The 15,674-nt window shown below is 62.5% G+C and carries 15 protein-coding genes; 7 read left to right on the forward strand and 8 right to left on the reverse strand.

The window, feature by feature from the left end; genetic code table 11:
* Positions 1-3 precede the first annotated feature (3 nt).
* The 5 genes from GTA51_RS12020 to GTA51_RS12040 form a co-directional block, all read right to left on the reverse strand.
* Entirely contained in the window at positions 4-1,641 is a 1,638-nt protein-coding gene (locus GTA51_RS12020) for an NAD-dependent malic enzyme (RefSeq protein WP_160961396.1), read from the reverse strand.
* Between the two features lie 47 nt (positions 1,642-1,688).
* On the reverse strand, positions 1,689-3,092 hold the full coding sequence (gene fumC / locus GTA51_RS12025; RefSeq protein ID WP_160961398.1) for a class II fumarate hydratase: 1,404 nt from the start codon (positions 3,090-3,092) through the stop codon (positions 1,689-1,691).
* 625 nt (positions 3,093-3,717) lie between these two features.
* Entirely contained in the window at positions 3,718-3,930 is a 213-nt protein-coding gene (locus GTA51_RS12030; RefSeq protein ID WP_160961399.1) for a hypothetical protein, read from the reverse strand.
* Between the two features lie 160 nt (positions 3,931-4,090).
* Positions 4,091-4,432 (reverse strand): hypothetical protein, encoded by a 342-nt coding sequence (locus GTA51_RS12035; protein WP_160961401.1) that lies wholly within the window; start codon positions 4,430-4,432, stop codon positions 4,091-4,093.
* 254 nt (positions 4,433-4,686) lie between these two features.
* Entirely contained in the window at positions 4,687-6,027 is a 1,341-nt protein-coding gene (locus GTA51_RS12040) for a UDP-glucose dehydrogenase family protein (RefSeq protein ID WP_160961402.1), read from the reverse strand.
* Between the two features lie 242 nt (positions 6,028-6,269).
* Between GTA51_RS12040 and GTA51_RS12045 the strand changes: the two genes are divergently transcribed.
* The 7 genes from GTA51_RS12045 (at position 6,270) to GTA51_RS12075 (ending at position 12,883) form a co-directional block, all read left to right on the forward strand.
* The gene (locus GTA51_RS12045) at positions 6,270-6,992 is read left to right on the forward strand and encodes a heterodisulfide reductase-related iron-sulfur binding cluster (protein ID WP_160961404.1); all 723 of its coding nucleotides are present in this window, start codon (positions 6,270-6,272) and stop codon (positions 6,990-6,992) included.
* Positions 6,989-8,398 carry a lactate utilization protein B gene (locus GTA51_RS12050; protein ID WP_160961406.1) on the forward strand — a complete coding sequence of 470 codons (1,410 nt, stop codon included), beginning with the start codon at positions 6,989-6,991 and terminating at the stop codon, positions 8,396-8,398. Before GTA51_RS12045 ends, GTA51_RS12050 begins: the two co-directional genes overlap by 4 nt.
* Positions 8,395-9,054: an LUD domain-containing protein gene (locus GTA51_RS12055; RefSeq protein WP_160961407.1), complete on the forward strand. Its 660-nt coding sequence runs from the start codon at positions 8,395-8,397 to the stop codon at positions 9,052-9,054. The genes GTA51_RS12050 and GTA51_RS12055 overlap by 4 nt, the downstream gene beginning before the upstream one ends.
* Positions 9,055-9,229: 175 nt before the next feature.
* The gene (locus GTA51_RS12060; RefSeq protein ID WP_160961409.1) at positions 9,230-9,991 is read left to right on the forward strand and encodes an ABC transporter ATP-binding protein; all 762 of its coding nucleotides are present in this window, start codon (positions 9,230-9,232) and stop codon (positions 9,989-9,991) included.
* A gap of 16 nt (positions 9,992-10,007) precedes the next feature.
* Positions 10,008-11,165, forward strand: coding sequence for a SufB/SufD family protein (locus tag GTA51_RS12065; RefSeq protein ID WP_160961411.1), 1,158 nt, complete (start codon positions 10,008-10,010; stop codon positions 11,163-11,165).
* A 280-nt stretch (positions 11,166-11,445) separates the two neighbouring features.
* Complete coding sequence (locus tag GTA51_RS12070) at positions 11,446-12,024, forward strand: DUF2087 domain-containing protein (protein WP_160961412.1); 579 nt, start codon at positions 11,446-11,448, stop codon at positions 12,022-12,024.
* A 181-nt stretch (positions 12,025-12,205) separates the two neighbouring features.
* A complete protein-coding gene (locus tag GTA51_RS12075; protein ID WP_160961414.1) occupies positions 12,206-12,883 on the forward strand; it encodes a C40 family peptidase in 678 nt (225 codons plus the stop codon).
* A 38-nt stretch (positions 12,884-12,921) separates the two neighbouring features.
* On the opposite strand, the gene GTA51_RS12080 is transcribed toward GTA51_RS12075, so the two are convergent.
* The 3 genes from GTA51_RS12080 to yedF all read right to left on the reverse strand — a co-directional run bounded on the left by GTA51_RS12080 (position 12,922) and on the right by yedF (position 15,589).
* Positions 12,922-13,710, reverse strand: a complete 789-nt coding sequence (locus tag GTA51_RS12080) for a pseudouridine synthase (protein WP_246198114.1) — start codon at positions 13,708-13,710, stop codon at positions 12,922-12,924.
* 3 nt (positions 13,711-13,713) lie between these two features.
* The gene (locus tag GTA51_RS12085; RefSeq protein ID WP_160961415.1) at positions 13,714-14,844 is read right to left on the reverse strand and encodes a PAS domain-containing sensor histidine kinase; all 1,131 of its coding nucleotides are present in this window, start codon (positions 14,842-14,844) and stop codon (positions 13,714-13,716) included.
* A gap of 130 nt (positions 14,845-14,974) precedes the next feature.
* Positions 14,975-15,589: a sulfurtransferase-like selenium metabolism protein YedF gene (gene yedF / locus GTA51_RS12090; protein WP_160961417.1), complete on the reverse strand. Its 615-nt coding sequence runs from the start codon at positions 15,587-15,589 to the stop codon at positions 14,975-14,977.
* Between the last annotated feature and the right edge of the window lie 85 nt (positions 15,590-15,674).

Below are 15,674 nucleotides of genomic sequence, written 5' to 3' on the forward strand. Positions count from 1 at the left end.
TGTTCAGACGAGTTCCTGGTAGTCCGGCCGGTAGACCAATTGACGGATAAAAGACTCAAAATCCTTGGGCTTGTCCACCCGGGCCAAGCCTTCGTCAAAGACCAGGGCAGCCACCCGGGCGGCTGTCTTTATTTCGGCTTCCAGGATGTCTGACTGGAGCGGGTAGAGCAGGCCCTGGGCCCGCTGGGCGTCCGTGACCTGATCGGCAACGGCCTTGGCCGCCTCGATAAACATGGTGTCCGTCACCCTTGAGGCCTTGGTGGCATAGATGGCCATGCCGATGGCCGGGAAGATGAAGAAGTTGTTGGCCTGCCCCGGCAGGAAGGTCGTTCCCGCAAAATTGACGGGCGGGAACTGCACGCCGGCCGCATAGATGGCCTTGCCGCCGCTCCAGGCATAGGCCTGTTCGGCCGTGCATTCGGCCTTTTCCGTGGGATTGGACAGGGCCAGGATGATGGGCCGCTCGTTGACGCGGCTCATGGCCTCGACCACCTTTTTATCAAAGGCCCCGCCTGTGGTGCTCACGCCGATGATGGTGGTGGGCTTAAACGTTTCCACGGCCTCGGCAAACCGCCCCGGTCCCATGGGCGCATGCGGGTGGGCGTAGGGGAGCTGGAAGTCCACCAGATCCGTGCGCGTGGATTCAAGCAAGCCGACCGCGTCGATCATGTGGATGCGCGACCGGGCCTCTTCCAAGGTCAGGCCTTCCATGACCAGGGCCGAGCATAAGAGGTTACTCAGGCCAATGCCGGCGGAACCCGCACCGAGGAAAAGATAGGACTCGTCACGTAATTGCGTGCCCTTGATTCTGCACGCGTTGATCATGCCCGCCAGGGTGATCCCGGCCGTGCCCTGCACGTCGTCGTTGTAGCAGCAGACCTTGTCCCGGTAGCGTTCCAGAAGATGCACGGCGTCAACACCCGTCCAGTCCTCGAAGTGGATGCAGCATTCGGGAAAAACGGTCTGCACCGCTTCCACGAATTCATCCACAAAAGAAAAAAGATCCTCGGTTTTGGGGCGGGTCTTGCGCAGACCCAAATAGAGCGGATCGGCCAGCAGGCCCTGGTTGTTGGTCCCGGCGTCTAAATACAGGGGCAAAAGGCCTTCGGGCGGCACGCCGGCGGCAGCGGTGTAGAGTTGCAGTTTGCCGATGGGGATGCCCATGCCGTTGGCACCCAGGTCGCCCAGGCCCAGGATGCGGCCGCCGTCGGTCACGCAGATGAAACGCACGTCCCGGCGCGGCCAATTCTCTAAAACCTCTTTGACCTGGCCGCGCCGCTCGATGGACAGATAGATGCCCCGGGGCTGGCGGAAAATGTGGCCGAATTTCAGGCAGGCTTCACCGATGGTGGGGTCGTAGACGATGGGCAGGAAGCGGGCCGGGTCGGACATGATGGTCCGGTAAAAGAGCGTCTCGTTGTGGTCCAGCAGGTTGACCAGATAGATATAGCGGTCAAGGTCCGTGGACTTGTGCCCCAGCTGCATGAGCACCCGCTGCAACTGCAGATCCTGGGTCTCGGTGGCGTCCGGAACGAGGCCGATCAGCCCCAGGGCCTTTTTTTCTTTCTCACTAAAGGCGGTAGATTTGTTGCGCGAGGCGTCGATAAGGATGTCCAAGCCGTAGCGTTCGGTCTTGGCCATGAGCGTGTCTCCATGCATTGGATTTTCGAGCAGCGGGATGCGTCCTTTCAGTCCTTGGCCACGTACGGATGGGCCATCTTGATCGGATCGACAATGCGGTCGAATTCCTCTTCGCTCACATAGCCAAGTTCAAGAGCGGCCTGTTTCAGGGAAAGATCCTTGTCCATGGCGTGGTGGGCTATTTCCGAAGCCTTGTCGTAGCCGATCACCGGGCTTAAAGCCGTCACCAGCATGAGGGAGCGTGCCACATAGGCGCTGATCTGTTTGGTGTTGGGTTCCATGCCGTCTACAAGATACTTTTGGAAATTATGCATGCAGTCGGCCATGATCCGAATGGAATGCATGATGTTGTAGATCATGACCGGCTTGTAGACGTTCATTTCCAAGTAGCCGCCAGCGCCGCTGAGGCCCACGGCCGTGTCATTGGCCATGACCTGGACCGCCACCATGGCCAGGGCTTCGCACTGGGTGGGGTTGACCTTGCCGGGCATGATGGAAGACCCCGGCTCGTTGGAGGGGATGATCAGTTCATAGAATCCGGCCCGCGGGCCGCAGGAGAGCAGCCGGATATCGTTGGCGATTTTATACAGTGAGACCGCCAGCGTGCGCAGGGCGCCCGAGAGATGCACCAGATCGTCGTGGCTGCCCTGGACCGCGAACTTGTTGGGGGCCGTGACAAAGGGCAGGCCGGTGAGTTCGGCTATCTTGGTTGCCACCGCCGCGTCGAAGCCCGGGGCCGCGTTGATGCCCGTGCCCACGGCCGTGCCGCCAAGGGCCAGACGCAACACGCCGGCAACAGACTGGTTTAAGCGGTTGGTGTTGTCTTCCAGCAGCGCCGCATACCCCGAAAACTCCTGGCCAAGGGTGAGCGGCGTGGCGTCCTGGAGGTGGGTGCGGCCGATTTTGACGATAGTTTTCCAGGCCTCGGCCTTGCGAGCAAGGCCCTGGCGCAGATTGTCCACGGCGGGCAACAGATCGCGGACCGTTCCCAGAACGGCGGCGATGCACATGGCCGCGGGAAAGGAGTCGTTGGACGACTGGGACATGTTCACGTGATCGTTGGGGTGGGCGGGTTTTTTGGAACCCAGCGGTTGCCCCGCAATCTGGGAGCAGCGGTTGGCGATAACCTCGTTGACGTTCATGTTAAACTGGGTGCCGCTGCCGGTCATCCAGACATGCAGGGGAAACATGTCGTCGTGGGCACCGCCCAGGATCTCGTCGCAAACCGTGACAATGAGTTGCTTGATCTCGCCGGGCAGCCGGCCGGCCTCGAAATTGACCAGGGCGGCCCCTTTTTTCAGGATCGCATAGGCCGCAATCATCTCCCGTGGCATCAGATCGCGTCCGATGCTGAAATGTTCAAGGCTGCGCTGGGTCTGCGCTCCCCAGAGTGTGTCTTCTGGGACTTTGACCTCGCCCATGCTGTCGGTTTCAATGCGAAATCCAGTCATCTGCGTACCCCCTGCCTTGGTAATCGGCATGCAAAAAAATGCGGCCGTCTGTCCCTATGTCGCAGTCGCCGGTTCAGGAATGGACCCTACAGGACTCTGTGTAACAAAAGAACAGGCTTGTTGCCTACCGGGAAAGAACGCGGGCAGGTGCCAAGTTCTGTGAATTTTGCAATTGACGAGGGATTGTCGGATTGCCGGCCCTGTCTGGGGGGGGGCAGTGCCCCAGGCAGGGCGCGTCGGGGAGGGCGGCAGTGCGATGCTTGGTGCGGCAAGGGTTAACCCAAAAGCTGGTGCGCATGGTCCAACGCCCCGGCGTCACACCCGTGCGCTGCTCCGTGGGGTCCGGGCTCACCAGAAAAAACAGCTGTCCGGTGAGCCCGGTGATCGCTGCCAGGCCCCTGTCCACTCTGGCCTGTTGGCGCGCAGCGCAACAAAAGAGCGGCCACGCCTGGCCCCTTGGGGGAGTCTCCTGCCAGGAATGTTGCAACATTCCTGGCAGGAGACTGTGGGGTGGAAGCGAGTGGGCGGTCATGCGACCTGTGGCATGGATGTCAGCCCTGTTCCATGGCCCTGTAACGCACCATTTTCTTGCGATAGAAGAATTTATGCGAAGGATGGTTGAAATTTAACTGTCATCGTTTTGATCGCTGTCGTCATCATCGGCATCCGTCTCATTGTCTTCGATTTCAGCCAGGAGTGTTTCTATCTCATCGGCTAAATCAAAGAGGCGTTGTCCGTATAATTCAAATTCTTCAGTTGATTTGTCTTCCAGATAGTCAGCAACCTCTTGAAGGATGGTTGATGCTTTCGAGATCTTTTTCTTGGTTGAGCTGTTCATTGTTGTGTCACCTTTTTATAATGTTACTGGTGCAGGATAGGATAGAGCACAACGCCCGTGCCTTCTTCGCGCCGGAGAGGGGCGGGGCTGTTTTTTGCGCAAATTTGTATGCCATGTGCAGTCCAAGCTGCTCAGTCCTGCTGCTGCGAATTTGCCTGCATTATTGCTGTGGAGCCGGCTGGGCCGGCGATTTCGTCGTATGCCCCAGGAACCGTCCCTGTTTGTCGTAGAGGCGGGCGTTGCCGTTTTTGTCGGTCATGACGCGTCCCAGGTAGCGGCCCTGGGGGTCATAGAGGTTTTGTTGTTTGGGGTTGGCCGTATTCGTGCTGGCCCGGCCCTGATAGCGGCCCGAGGCGTCATAGAAGCGGGTCGCGTCGCCGGCCTGAGCCAGGGAGGCGGGAAGTGCTGCCAGGAGCAGCGCCAGCACAACAGGGCGCAGCCAGGCGATTGTGGCGTGGCTGTCTGTGTGCGGGGAGGCGGTGCCGATTAAAATGCCGCTCACCTTGTGCGTTAGAGAGTCCGACCGCCATGCCGGCCACGCGGCAGTTTCCAGCCACTGGCTGCACGTTTGACCATCCCGTTATTTGTCCACGGCCGGGCCAAAGTCAAGCCCGGGAAGAGCATCAAGCCTTCAGGCTTTGTCTGTCTTTTGTTGCATGCAAAAACACGCCCCTGCCGGGAGTGCCGGCAGGGGCGTGTCTGGTCTGCGCAAGGCGAGGGCCGCCTTGCCACAGGCTCGGGGGACGCGGCGGTCGCCTAGAGCGTGGGCGCCGGGCGGCCGATGCAGAAGTAGGCCAGACCGAGGTCGGCCATAAGCTGCGGCGAGTAGAGGTTGCGGCCGTCGAAGATGATCGGGGCCTTGAGCGTTGCTTTGATGCGGCTGAAATCCGGGTTGCGGAACTGGTTCCATTCCGTCACCACGGCCAGACAGTCGGCTTTCTCCAGCACCGCGTACTGCTCATCGACCACGGTGAGCAGATCGTTGCCCTTGAAATGGGCGCGGGTGTTGGGACCGGCCACCGGGTCAAAGGCCACAACGCGCATGCCCTTGGCGGTCAGGTCGGCGATGAGTTCAAAGGACGAAGCGTCGCGCACATCGTCGGTGTTGGCCTTGAAAGCCAGACCCCACAAGGCCAGGGTTTTGCCTTTGACGCCGCCCTGGGGAGCGAAATAGGTCTCGATCCGCTTGCTCAGCACATGCTTTTGACGCTTGTTGACCTCGTCAACAGCCGCCAGCAACTCAGGCTCGAAGCCGATTTTGCGGGCGGTGTCAATCAGCGCCTTGACGTCTTTGGGGAAGCACGAGCCGCCGTAGCCCAGGCCCGGGTAGATGAACTGGTAGCCGATGCGGTGGTCGGAACCGATGCCCATGCGCACGTCGCGCACGTCCGCGCCGACCTGCTCGCAGATGTTGGCCACTTCGTTGATAAACGAAATCTTGGTGGCCAGCATGCAGTTGGCGGCATACTTGGTCATTTCAGCCGAGCGCACGCCCATGACGATGACTTTTTCACGGCTGCGGGCGTAGGGGGCGTAGAGGGCCTTTAAAAGTTCGCCGGTGCGGACGTTGTCGGTACCGACAACCACCCGGTCAGGCTTGAAAAAGTCGTTGATGGCATCGCCTTCTTTCAGGAACTCCGGATTGGACACCACATCGAATTCGATGAGTTCGCCGCGCTTTTTGAGCTCTTCGCCAATCAGCTTGCGCACTTCATCGGCGGTTCCGACCGGCACCGTGGATTTGTCGACGACGATCTTGTAGTCTTTCATGTTGGCACCGATGTCGCGGGCCACCTGATACACGAACGAAAGGTCGCAGGAACCATCTTCACGGGGCGGGGTTCCGACGGTGACGAACACGAACAGCGCGTTCTCCATGCCCTCGGACACTTTGGTGGTGAAACGCAGGCGGCCTTCGGCCACGTTGCGTTTGACCAATTCATCGAGTCCCGGTTCGTAGATATGGATTTTGCCCTGACGCAGATTTTCGACGATGGTGGGGTTGACGTCCACACAACAGACGTCGTTGCCCATCTCGGCGAAGCAAGCGGCGCTTACCAGACCCACATAACCGGTGCCTACGATACAAAGATTCATAACCTGTTCTCGTTGTTAGGGTTTTTCCCCAGCAAGGCGCAGTGTGCGCCGTGGGGAACGAGGCTAAGAAATGCCAGCGACCAGCGGCAGCGCCTCGTTATCGGAGAAAGTCGATTCGCACTTACGGATACATCCGACGTTTGTCAATAATCCACAGCCCGGCCCGCGTGCTGCTTTGGTGCGGTCTTGACCCGTAAGGCCACAAGCGTAAAGTCGCGCCCCGTCACAAGGAGGGATTTCTCGTGGAAGCGTTTCTTTTTATTCCCTGTCTGGTCGAGCATGTACTGCCCCAGGTGGGGGAGGCGACCGCTGTGGTCCTGTCCCGGGCCGGTGTTGCGCCTGTATTGCCCAAGGGCCAGACCTGCTGCGGCCAGTTCGCGTACAAGCGGGGCCGCTCCGATCTGGTGCGGCCGTTGGCCCGGCGGTTTGTGGAAATTTTCGCCGACGCCCCGGCTGTCGTGTGCCCCTCGGGGTCGTGCACGGCCATGGTGCGGCGCTATCCGTCGCTTTTTGCCGAGGGCGACCCCTGGCGGGCGCGCGCCGAGGCCGTTGCGGCCAAGACCTTTGAACTGGGCCAGTTTCTGGTGGAACAGCTCGGCATCGTTGATCTTGGGGCGCGTTTTGCGGCCCGGGCCACGTTGCACGCTTCCTGCCAGACCACCCGGGTGCTTGGGGCCGGCTCGGCCACCGAGGCGCTTTTGGCCAAGGTCGCGGGCCTGTCGCTGGTGCCGCTGGCCCGGCCCGAAAACTGTTGCGGCTTTGGCGGGGCATTTAGTGTGGACTACCCTGAAGTCAGCCAGGCCATCCTCGCCGAGAAGATCGCCGACATTGTGGCCAGCGAGGCTGACGTGGTCATCACTGCCGAACCGAGCTGTCTGGTCAACATCGCCTCGGCCCTGGCCAAGCGCGAACTGCCGATACGGCCCCTGCATCTGGCCGAAGTCCTGGCCGGGGAGGCGTTATGAGCACGGTGCCCTACGATTTCGGCCAGGCTGCGGCCAAGGCCTTGCGTGACCGCCAGAGCCGGGCCGTTCTGCACAAGGCTATTGGCCATATCCGGGTGCTGCGCCAGCGTTCGGTCAATGCCATGCCGGATTTTGCCGAGCGCCAGGCCCGGGCCGTGGCCGTGCGGGAAAAAACGTTGTCCCGGCTGCCCGATCTGCTGGAGAAGCTGGAAGCCAAGGTCGTGGCCGCTGGCGGCAACGTCCATTACGCCGAGGACGCCGCTTCGGCCTCGGGGCTTATCACCCGCCTGCTGACCGAGCGGGGCGTGCGGCTGGTGGTCAAGGGCAAGTCCATGGTGAGCGAGGAGATCGGCCTCAACGACGCCCTGGCCGCCGCCGGCATCGAGGCGGTGGAAACCGATCTTGGCGAATACATCATCCAGCTCGCCGGGCAAAAGCCTTCGCACATCCTGGCCCCGGCCCTGCATGTGTCCAAGGAGCAGGTTTCGGCGCTTTTCGCCCACAAGTTGGGCCGCACCAGCACCGATATCCCGGAGATGACCCGCATCGCCCGGGACAGCCTGCGCCAGAAGTTTCTGGCCGCCGATGCCGGCATCACCGGCTGCAACATCGCCATCGCCGAAACCGGCACGGTGACGGTGCTGGAAAACGAGGGCAACATCCGTCTGTCCGCCTCCTGCCCGCCCATCCATGTGGCGGTCATGACCCTGGAAAAAGTGGTGGAAACCCTGGCCGACGCCGCCGTCATTCTGGACATTCTGCCGCCGTCGGCCACAGGCCAGACCCTGCCGGTGCATCTGTCCTTTTTTACCGGCGCACGCCGCGAGGGCGAGCGCGACGGTCCCAAGGAAATGCATCTGGTCATCGTGGACAACGGCCGCTCGCAACTGCTGGCCGATCCGGTCCTGCGCTCCATTTTGCGCTGCATCCGCTGCGGGGCCTGTCTCAATGTCTGCCCGGTCTATCAGAGCGTTGGCGGCCATGCCTATGGCACGGTCTATCCCGGCCCCATGGGTTCGGTGCTCTCGCCGCTGTTAAAGGACAACCCCGGCGACGCCCGCCAGCCCTTTGCCTGCACCCACTGCGCCGCCTGCGCCGAGGCCTGCCCGGCCGGCATCGACCATCCGGCCCTGTTGCAGGAACTGCGGCGGCGCATTTCGGCCGAGGCGTCCGATCCGGCCGTGACGGCCCTCAGTCTCCTGGCCCGCCATCCCTTGCTCTTTGACACGGCAGCAGCAATTGGCCGGACCTTTGATCCCAAACTGCGGGAAGTGGCGGCCGTGGCCCCGGATTCCCCGGTGGGCCGGTTTTTGCGCGGCCGGGAGTTTCCCGGCCTGTCCCGTCCTTTTTCCAGGCGGTTTAAGGCTTTGGCCCGACGCCTGTCGCGCCAGGGAGGCCGCTCGTGAAAACCCGCGCCAAAAACGCCATTTACGCCCGCCTGCGGGCCGCAACCAGGCCCGGCCTGCCGCGTCCGGCGGCGGCGACCATTCCCCGCCGGCCCGGTCGGGGCGTGGCCGATTTCGAGACCTTTGCCGCCGTCCTGACCACCCTCGGCCCGACCTTTGCGCTGGCCCGCACCCCCGGGGAAGCCCAGGCCGCCCTGGCCGGGTTTGTGGCGGCAAACGGTGTCACAACCGCCGTGCGCTGGGACCATCCCGACCTCGACGCCGTGGACGCTGCCGCAACCCTGGCCGGAGCCGGTGTGGCGGTTCTTGCGCCCGAAGAATTGCCCGACCGGGTGTGTCCGTCCCTGGCGGCCGTGGATCTTGGCGTCACGGCCGTGACAGCCGCGCTGTGCGCCACCGGCAGCCTGATTCTGGCCGCCGCCCCGGGCCGGGAACGGGGCACGCCGCTGGTGCCGCGCCTGCATGTGGCTTTGGTCGCCAAGTCGCGCCTTTTGCCCGATTTGCCGGCCCTGTTGGACCTGCTCGGCCAGGCCCCCATGCCCAGTGCCGTCAACTGCGTGTCCGGCGTCTCCAGCACAGGCGACATTGAATTCGTTTATGTGCGCGGCGTCCACGGTCCGCTGGCCGTGCACGTCATCGGGCTGGACTGGCTGTAAACCCGGGGCCGCGTGCGGCGGCCCCGGAGAGTATGCCGCTTTGAGCAGCTTACGGGCGCAACTCCCCGGCTTTGCCGGGGGGGAGCCCCGGCGGCCGGATGAGTGGACTTTGCCGGGGTTTTTCCGTAGATCCCAGGCGGAGTAACGCCGCAAGGGCGCAAAAAGCGAGGGAATCATGCTTCGCATTGAAGATCTGCATGTCAAAATCGGCGACCGGGAAGTGCTCTCCGGCATCAATCTGCACATCGCCGACAACGAAACCTTCATCCTCTTTGGCCCCAACGGCTCCGGCAAGACCACCTTGCTGATGACGCTCATGGGCTTTGGCAACTACGAAATCACCAAGGGTCGCATTCTCTTTCGCGGCCACGACATCACCCACGCCCCCATCTATGAGCGGGCGCGCCTGGGCATTGGCATGTCGTTTCAGCGTCCGCCCACCATCCACGGCTTGAAAACCCGCCATATGGTGCGCATGTGCGCCCGGGACAGCGAAATCGACGTGGACGCCCTGGCGCGCAAGGTCAACATGGACGAGTTTTTGGAGCGCGACGTCAATGCCGGCTTTTCCGGCGGCGAGATCAAGCGCTCGGAATTGCTCCAGCTCATGGCCCAAAAGCCCTATCTGCTGCTTTTCGACGAGCCTGAATCCGGCGTTGACCTGGAAAATATGAAGCTGATCGGCCACACCGTGCGCGAAGTGCTCACCGGCGGCATCGAGCCCAAGCCCAATTCCAGCATGAAGCAGCAGTTGGTGCTCAAACGCCCCGTTTCCGGGCTGATTATCACCCACACCGGCTATATCCTCGAATACCTGAATGCCGACCGGGGACAGGTGCTTTTCAACGGCCACCTGTGCTGCGAGGCCAATCCCCGCAACATCCTGGATCACATAAGCCAGTACGGCTACCAGGAATGCGTGCGCTGCCTCAACTAGCCAACGGGAGCCTGTCATGGAAAAGATCGATCTGAAAGACTTTCGGTTTACCGGCTCGACGCTCGGCGAGATTGCGGATCTGCGCACCATGGACGCGGCAGACAAAGCCGAAATGCTCATGTCCGGCATCGATGTCGAGGAACGCGACCGCGCCGGCACGTATCTGCAAGTGGATCATGGCCGGGTGCATTGCAAGAGCCTGCAACAAGGTGTTGAAGTCCTGGATATCAAGGAAGCCTTGGCCAGGTACGACGGGTTGCCGGAATATTACTGGACCCAGGTGGACAAGGACAAGGACGAATTCACCCGGTCTGCGGCCGGGGATCTGCACGGCGGCTATTTCATACGCACCGAGAAAGGGGCCAAGATTGCCGAACCGGTGCAGTCGTGCCTGTTTCTCAAGGGCGATATGGTCGGCCAGAACGTCCACAACATTATCATCGTTGCCGACGATTCCGAACTGCATATCATCACCGGCTGCTCGGTGGCCCATGGCTCCAAGGGCGCGGCCCATCTGGGCATCACCGAAATCTTTGTCGGGAAAAACGCCAAGCTGACCTTCACTATGATCCACAACTGGGCCGAGACCACGGTGGTACGGCCGCGCACCGGCGGCGTGGTGGACGAGGGCGGCGTTTTTGTCAATAATTACGTGCTGCTCAAGCCCGTTAAGGATCTGCAATCCTATCCGGCCATTCGCTTAAACGGCCGGGGAGCGGTGGCCCGGTTTAATTCCGTCATTGTTGCCCCCGCCGGTTCCCATGTGGACACCGGCAGCCGCATCGAATTAAACGCCCCGGACACCAAGGGCGAGATTATCTCGCGCACCATCGCCTCCGGCGGGACCATCATCGCCCGGGGCTTTATCGGCGGCAACGCCGTGCCGGCCAAGGGGCATCTGGAGTGCAAGGGGCTGATTCTTGGCGGCGGCGTCATCCACGCCATCCCGGAATTGCTGGGTTCGGTTGACGGCGTGGAGCTGTCCCACGAGGCGGCCGTCGGCAAGATCGCCCAGGAAGAGATCGAATATCTGATGGCCCGGGGCCTGGACGAGGAAGAAGCCACGTCCACCATCGTTCGCGGTTTCCTGAATGTGGACATCATGGGACTGCCCAAGGAATTGCAGGACGTCATCGAATCGACCATCAGCGAATCGCAAAAAGATATGTTCTAACGGGTGGGCCGCCGCTACCCGGCGGCGTATCCGAGCTGGGTTTTCGCGCCGGGGTCCGTCAGGGCTCCGGCGTTTTTGTGGCCAAATTGGCAGTTGCCACGGCGCGCGTCCTGGGATACAGCCAAATCCGGTCGGCAGTTCACCCAGGCGTCGCCGCCCCGCAAGGGGTGCTAAACCTGCCGCATTGTTTCTCCGTACCGACACCTTATCCCGTGCCGCGTCGGAAGACGGCGACCACCGACAGTTCCGTTTCTGGACAGGCACGCTTGAAGGATAAGCGATGTCCCGCGAATCATTTCCCTACGCTGTTGACGACATGGCCGCCCTGGCCAAATCCCTGCGCGGCTGTCTGGCCGAGCGCGCCGGCGTGGCCCCGGGCCATGTGGAGATGCTCAATATCCTGGCCAAAGCGGCCGGGTGCCGCAATTTCCAGCACTACCGGGCCAACGTCCTGGCCCGGGAGCAGCTTGCCACCCGGCTGCCTGCCGCCCAACCGCAAGAGCCTGTTGATTTTGTCCGCCTGCGGCGGCTGCTGCGCCATTTTGATGCTGCCGGGCGGCTTGTCCGCTGGCCGGCCAAGTACAGCGAGCAGCAGCCCTGCCTGTGGCTCCTGTGGTCGCGCCTGCCCAGCCGGCGGGTCATGACCGAGCGCGAAGTGGGCGAGCATCTCACGGCCAGCCACAGCTTTGGCGATGCCGCCTTGCTGCGCCGCCAACTGTGCGACGCCGGCCTTATGGCCCGCACGCCGGACTGCCGGGAGTATCGCCGGGTGGAAGGACGCCCGGCACCTCTTGGGCTGGCGCTTATTGAGCAACTGCGCCGCGTTGGCACCCTCCCGGTTGCCGGACAGACCGCTTGAGCGGCGCAGCAATCAGCCAGTCTTAAAATCGCCCGTCCAGAGCCGCAACGGTCTGGGCGGGCGCATCTGTTTGGGGTCCCACACCGGCAGACCAACCGACTTCCAGTGCGGCCGCAACGGTCTGGGTGGGAGCATCTATTTGGGGGCTTGTCCCGCGTCTCGCAGCGTGCCATGACGGGGCATGGACGTTTTCGTAATGACCATCCCCGTGCGCCCCACGGCCGTGATCCTTCTCGCCAGTGTCCTGCTGGCTCTGGCTGCGCCCGGTGCGGGCCTGGCTGTCGAGGCCATTCCCCTGTCCGCGCTGACCGCTGATTTCGAAATCCGCGACCGCCTGCCCCAGTCGCCGCTGCCCCAATCGCAGTGGTACGCCAAACCCGGACCCGGCAGTTGGGGGCCAAAGGCTGCAACCTATCCGCCTGTCAGCGTGCCGGACGGGTACGACGCCGTGGCCTGGAACCGGGCGCGCGTGGCGGTGGTGGCCCGACGGTTGGTCGGCCTGCCCTATCGCCATCACCACATCCCGGCCTATGACCCGCCGGGGCAGGGGCCGGGCCTGGACTGCTCGAATTACACATCATGGGTGTACAATTATGGTCTGGGTCTTCGCTTCACCTCGGCCATTGCCGCCCAATCGTCCGGGCCTGCGGCTCCGGGACGACGCCTGTCACCGGACGAACCCTGGGCCGTGGGCGATCTGCTCTATATCAAGGCGCGCGACGGCTCCCGGGTCTCCCATGTGGCGCTGTGGCTGGGCGATGGGCAGCTTATTGATTCGCACAACCACAGCGTGGCTGTGCGGCCTTTTGCGGGCTGGTACCGGGACAGCCTGTCCCATGTCCGGCGGGTCATTGAATAGACGGTGTCTGGGGCGGGCCAGGAGCGCTCGCCGGGCGGCTAGGGGGTCGGTTTCGCGGCCCCGGTTGCCGGCGTCAGGTCCACGGCACCGTAGAGGGCGCTTGATTCGTTGGGGGTGAGCAGCCGATAGCGGCCCTGGGGCAGGTCGCCGAGACTGAGCGGACCCAGGGCAAAGCGCACGAGGGTCAGGACCGTCAGGTCCAGATCGCGGCACATGCGCCGGATTTGCCGGTTGATCCCTTGCTTGAGTTCCAATTCCAGCACGAAGCGGTCATCAGCCGGGCGGCCCACCAGTTGGGCGCGCACCGGGGCAAGCTGTTCGCCTTCGGCCAGCCGCATGCCGGCGGCCATGGTTTCAAGCGTTTGCGGCGTCACCCGGCCGCGCACGGCCACCTGATACCACTTGGGCATATGCCAGCGCGGATGGGCCAGGCGAAAGGCCAGTTCGCCGTCGGTGGTGAGCAGCAGCAGGCCTTCGGAAAAATAGTCCAGCCGTCCCACGGAAAAAAGCCGCCGGGACCGCCACTGTTCGGGCAGATCGTCAAACACCGTGGGCCGGCCATCGGGATCGCTGGCCGTGGTCACCACGCCGGCTTTTTTGTGGTGCATAAGGGTCAGCGGCGCAGCATCGGCCGGGGTCAGGGCCACGGGCACGCCATCCACGGCCAGAAGCGCACTGGTCGGATCGATCTTATACCCCTGTTCGACGACGACCGTGCCATTAACCGTCACCCGGCCGGCGGCCACGAGTTCGTCGGCGCGTCGCCGGGAACAGACCCCGGCGGCGGCCAGAGCCTTGTTGATGCGCATGGTGGTTGCTGTGTCCATAGGTCAGGCCGGCAGGGTCAGGGAAAAGCGTGTGCCGCCACCCTCGGTCGAAGTGAAGGAAACCTCGCCCCCCAGGCATTGGCGGGCGAAAAGGCGCATACTGTACGTGCCAAAGCCACGGTCCGGCCCCTTGGTGGAAAACCCTCTTTCGAAAAGACGCATCTGCACCTCTTCGGACAGCACGGCCGGGTTGTGGACCCACAGGGAGACGCTGCCCGGGGCGCTGTCACAGCCAAGGGTCACTGTCTCGCCCGCAGCCGAAGCTTCCAGGGCGTTTTTGATCATGTTGACCAGGATGCGCCGGATGATACGGCCATCCGAGGAAAAGACCCTGGCCTGGGCCAACGGATCAATCAGGAGTTGACGCGAACCACCAGGATTAAACGCCTGGCAGGAGGCCGCCAGGTAGGCGAGCATTTCCCGGGAATCGATGGCCGAAAAGGCTTCGTGGTATTCCTTGGCTTCCACGGTCAAAAAATCCCGCTGGGTCTCGATAATGTCCTCAATGTCTTCGATGCCGCGCCGCATCAGGTTCAAATCTTCGGCGTAGTCTGCCGGCAGATCCAGGGTCATGAGATGATTAAGGCCCTTGACGCCGGTGAGGGCGTTGGCCAGATCGTGGAAAAAGATGCGTTCAAAGCCGCGTAAGGCTTTTTCATGGGCGATGTCGACGATGGAATAGAGCATCAACTCATGCCCTTCAATCGTCATGGGTGCGGCCCAGACTTGCAGATTGAGGGCTTCCAGGGTGGTCTTGCCGAGGCGATTGATGGCGCATTCCTGGGTGTCGCGCTCGCCCTTGAGGCTTTTGACCACGGCCTGGGCCTGGCCGCAGTACTGGCAAAAGCGTGTTGTGCCGCATCCGCCCGGATCAATCGTGGCGTGCTCGCAGCCCAGAGCTTCACCCACGCGCAGGCCCATGACCGCGTCGATGTCCGGCTGGCCTGTCATCGCGACGAAACGGGCATTGGCGTAGACGATCTGCCGGGTCTGGTTGACGATAATCACCGCCAAGGGCATCAGCGACAGGGTGACGGCTGAGGGCGATTGGGCAATATCGTTGGAGATGCGTTCGATGACGTCCTGGTTAAGACGTTCGGCCGGCAAAAAAAACGTGGGGAGTACTTCGTCCATAACATAATCCTGGAGGCGGCTGTCTTTTGGGGGCTGGTGACGCACAACGGAAACCGCTGCGGTGGAAACGAAAGCGGGAACTCGCTGCGGGCCGCCGCGACGGCAACGACCCGCAAGGAACAATGTGCCGTCAAATTTGGATAATTTTATCAGCCAGGTCAAGGCTGGTGACGACGTCAAGCATATTGGTCGTCTGGCCGACCTCTTTCTTGTCCAAAAGGCCGAAAAAGTCCAGGCAGGTGCCGCACACCAAAATAGAGACGCCGGCCTGCTCCAGGGCTTTGAGCTGGGCCAGCCCGGGACTGCCGGCCACAGCCAGCCGGACCCCGCCGTTGACCAGGATGATGCGCCAGAGCTTCTCGCCCAGTTCCGGCAGGGTGGCCAGGAAATTGGCCATGAGTTTGGTTCCCAGGGCGTCGTCGCCCCGGCCGATGGTGTCGGCGGTGAGAAAGGCAACGGTTTGGCCGGCGTTTTCGCTGGCTGCGGGCGAGGGCGATGCGGCGGCGGCCGGAACCGGGGCGGCCGCGTCGCCGGCTGTGGCCGTCAGCACGGACAATCCTTCCGGCTGCTGGTCAACGACGACGGCGTAGCCGCGCTGGGAAAGAAACCGGCTGACGTTTTCCCGGGCCGCCTCGTTATCGACAAGCACGGTCAGCGTCCGGGGAGCGTCGGCCTCGACGCATTTTTTGCAGTGCAACACCGGCCCGGGGCAGGCCAGCCCCCGACAATCAAGTGATTGGTCCATGGCGGGTACTCCTTGGGATTTGGAGCACGGTAGCCCATAGCCCCATGGACTGGTCAAATCGAATGATCTGATGGCAGCCTTATAA

Origin of the sequence: Solidesulfovibrio aerotolerans, assembly GCF_009856865.1 — a bacterium.
GTDB classification, from domain to species: Bacteria; Desulfobacterota; Desulfovibrionia; order Desulfovibrionales; family Desulfovibrionaceae; genus Solidesulfovibrio; species Solidesulfovibrio aerotolerans.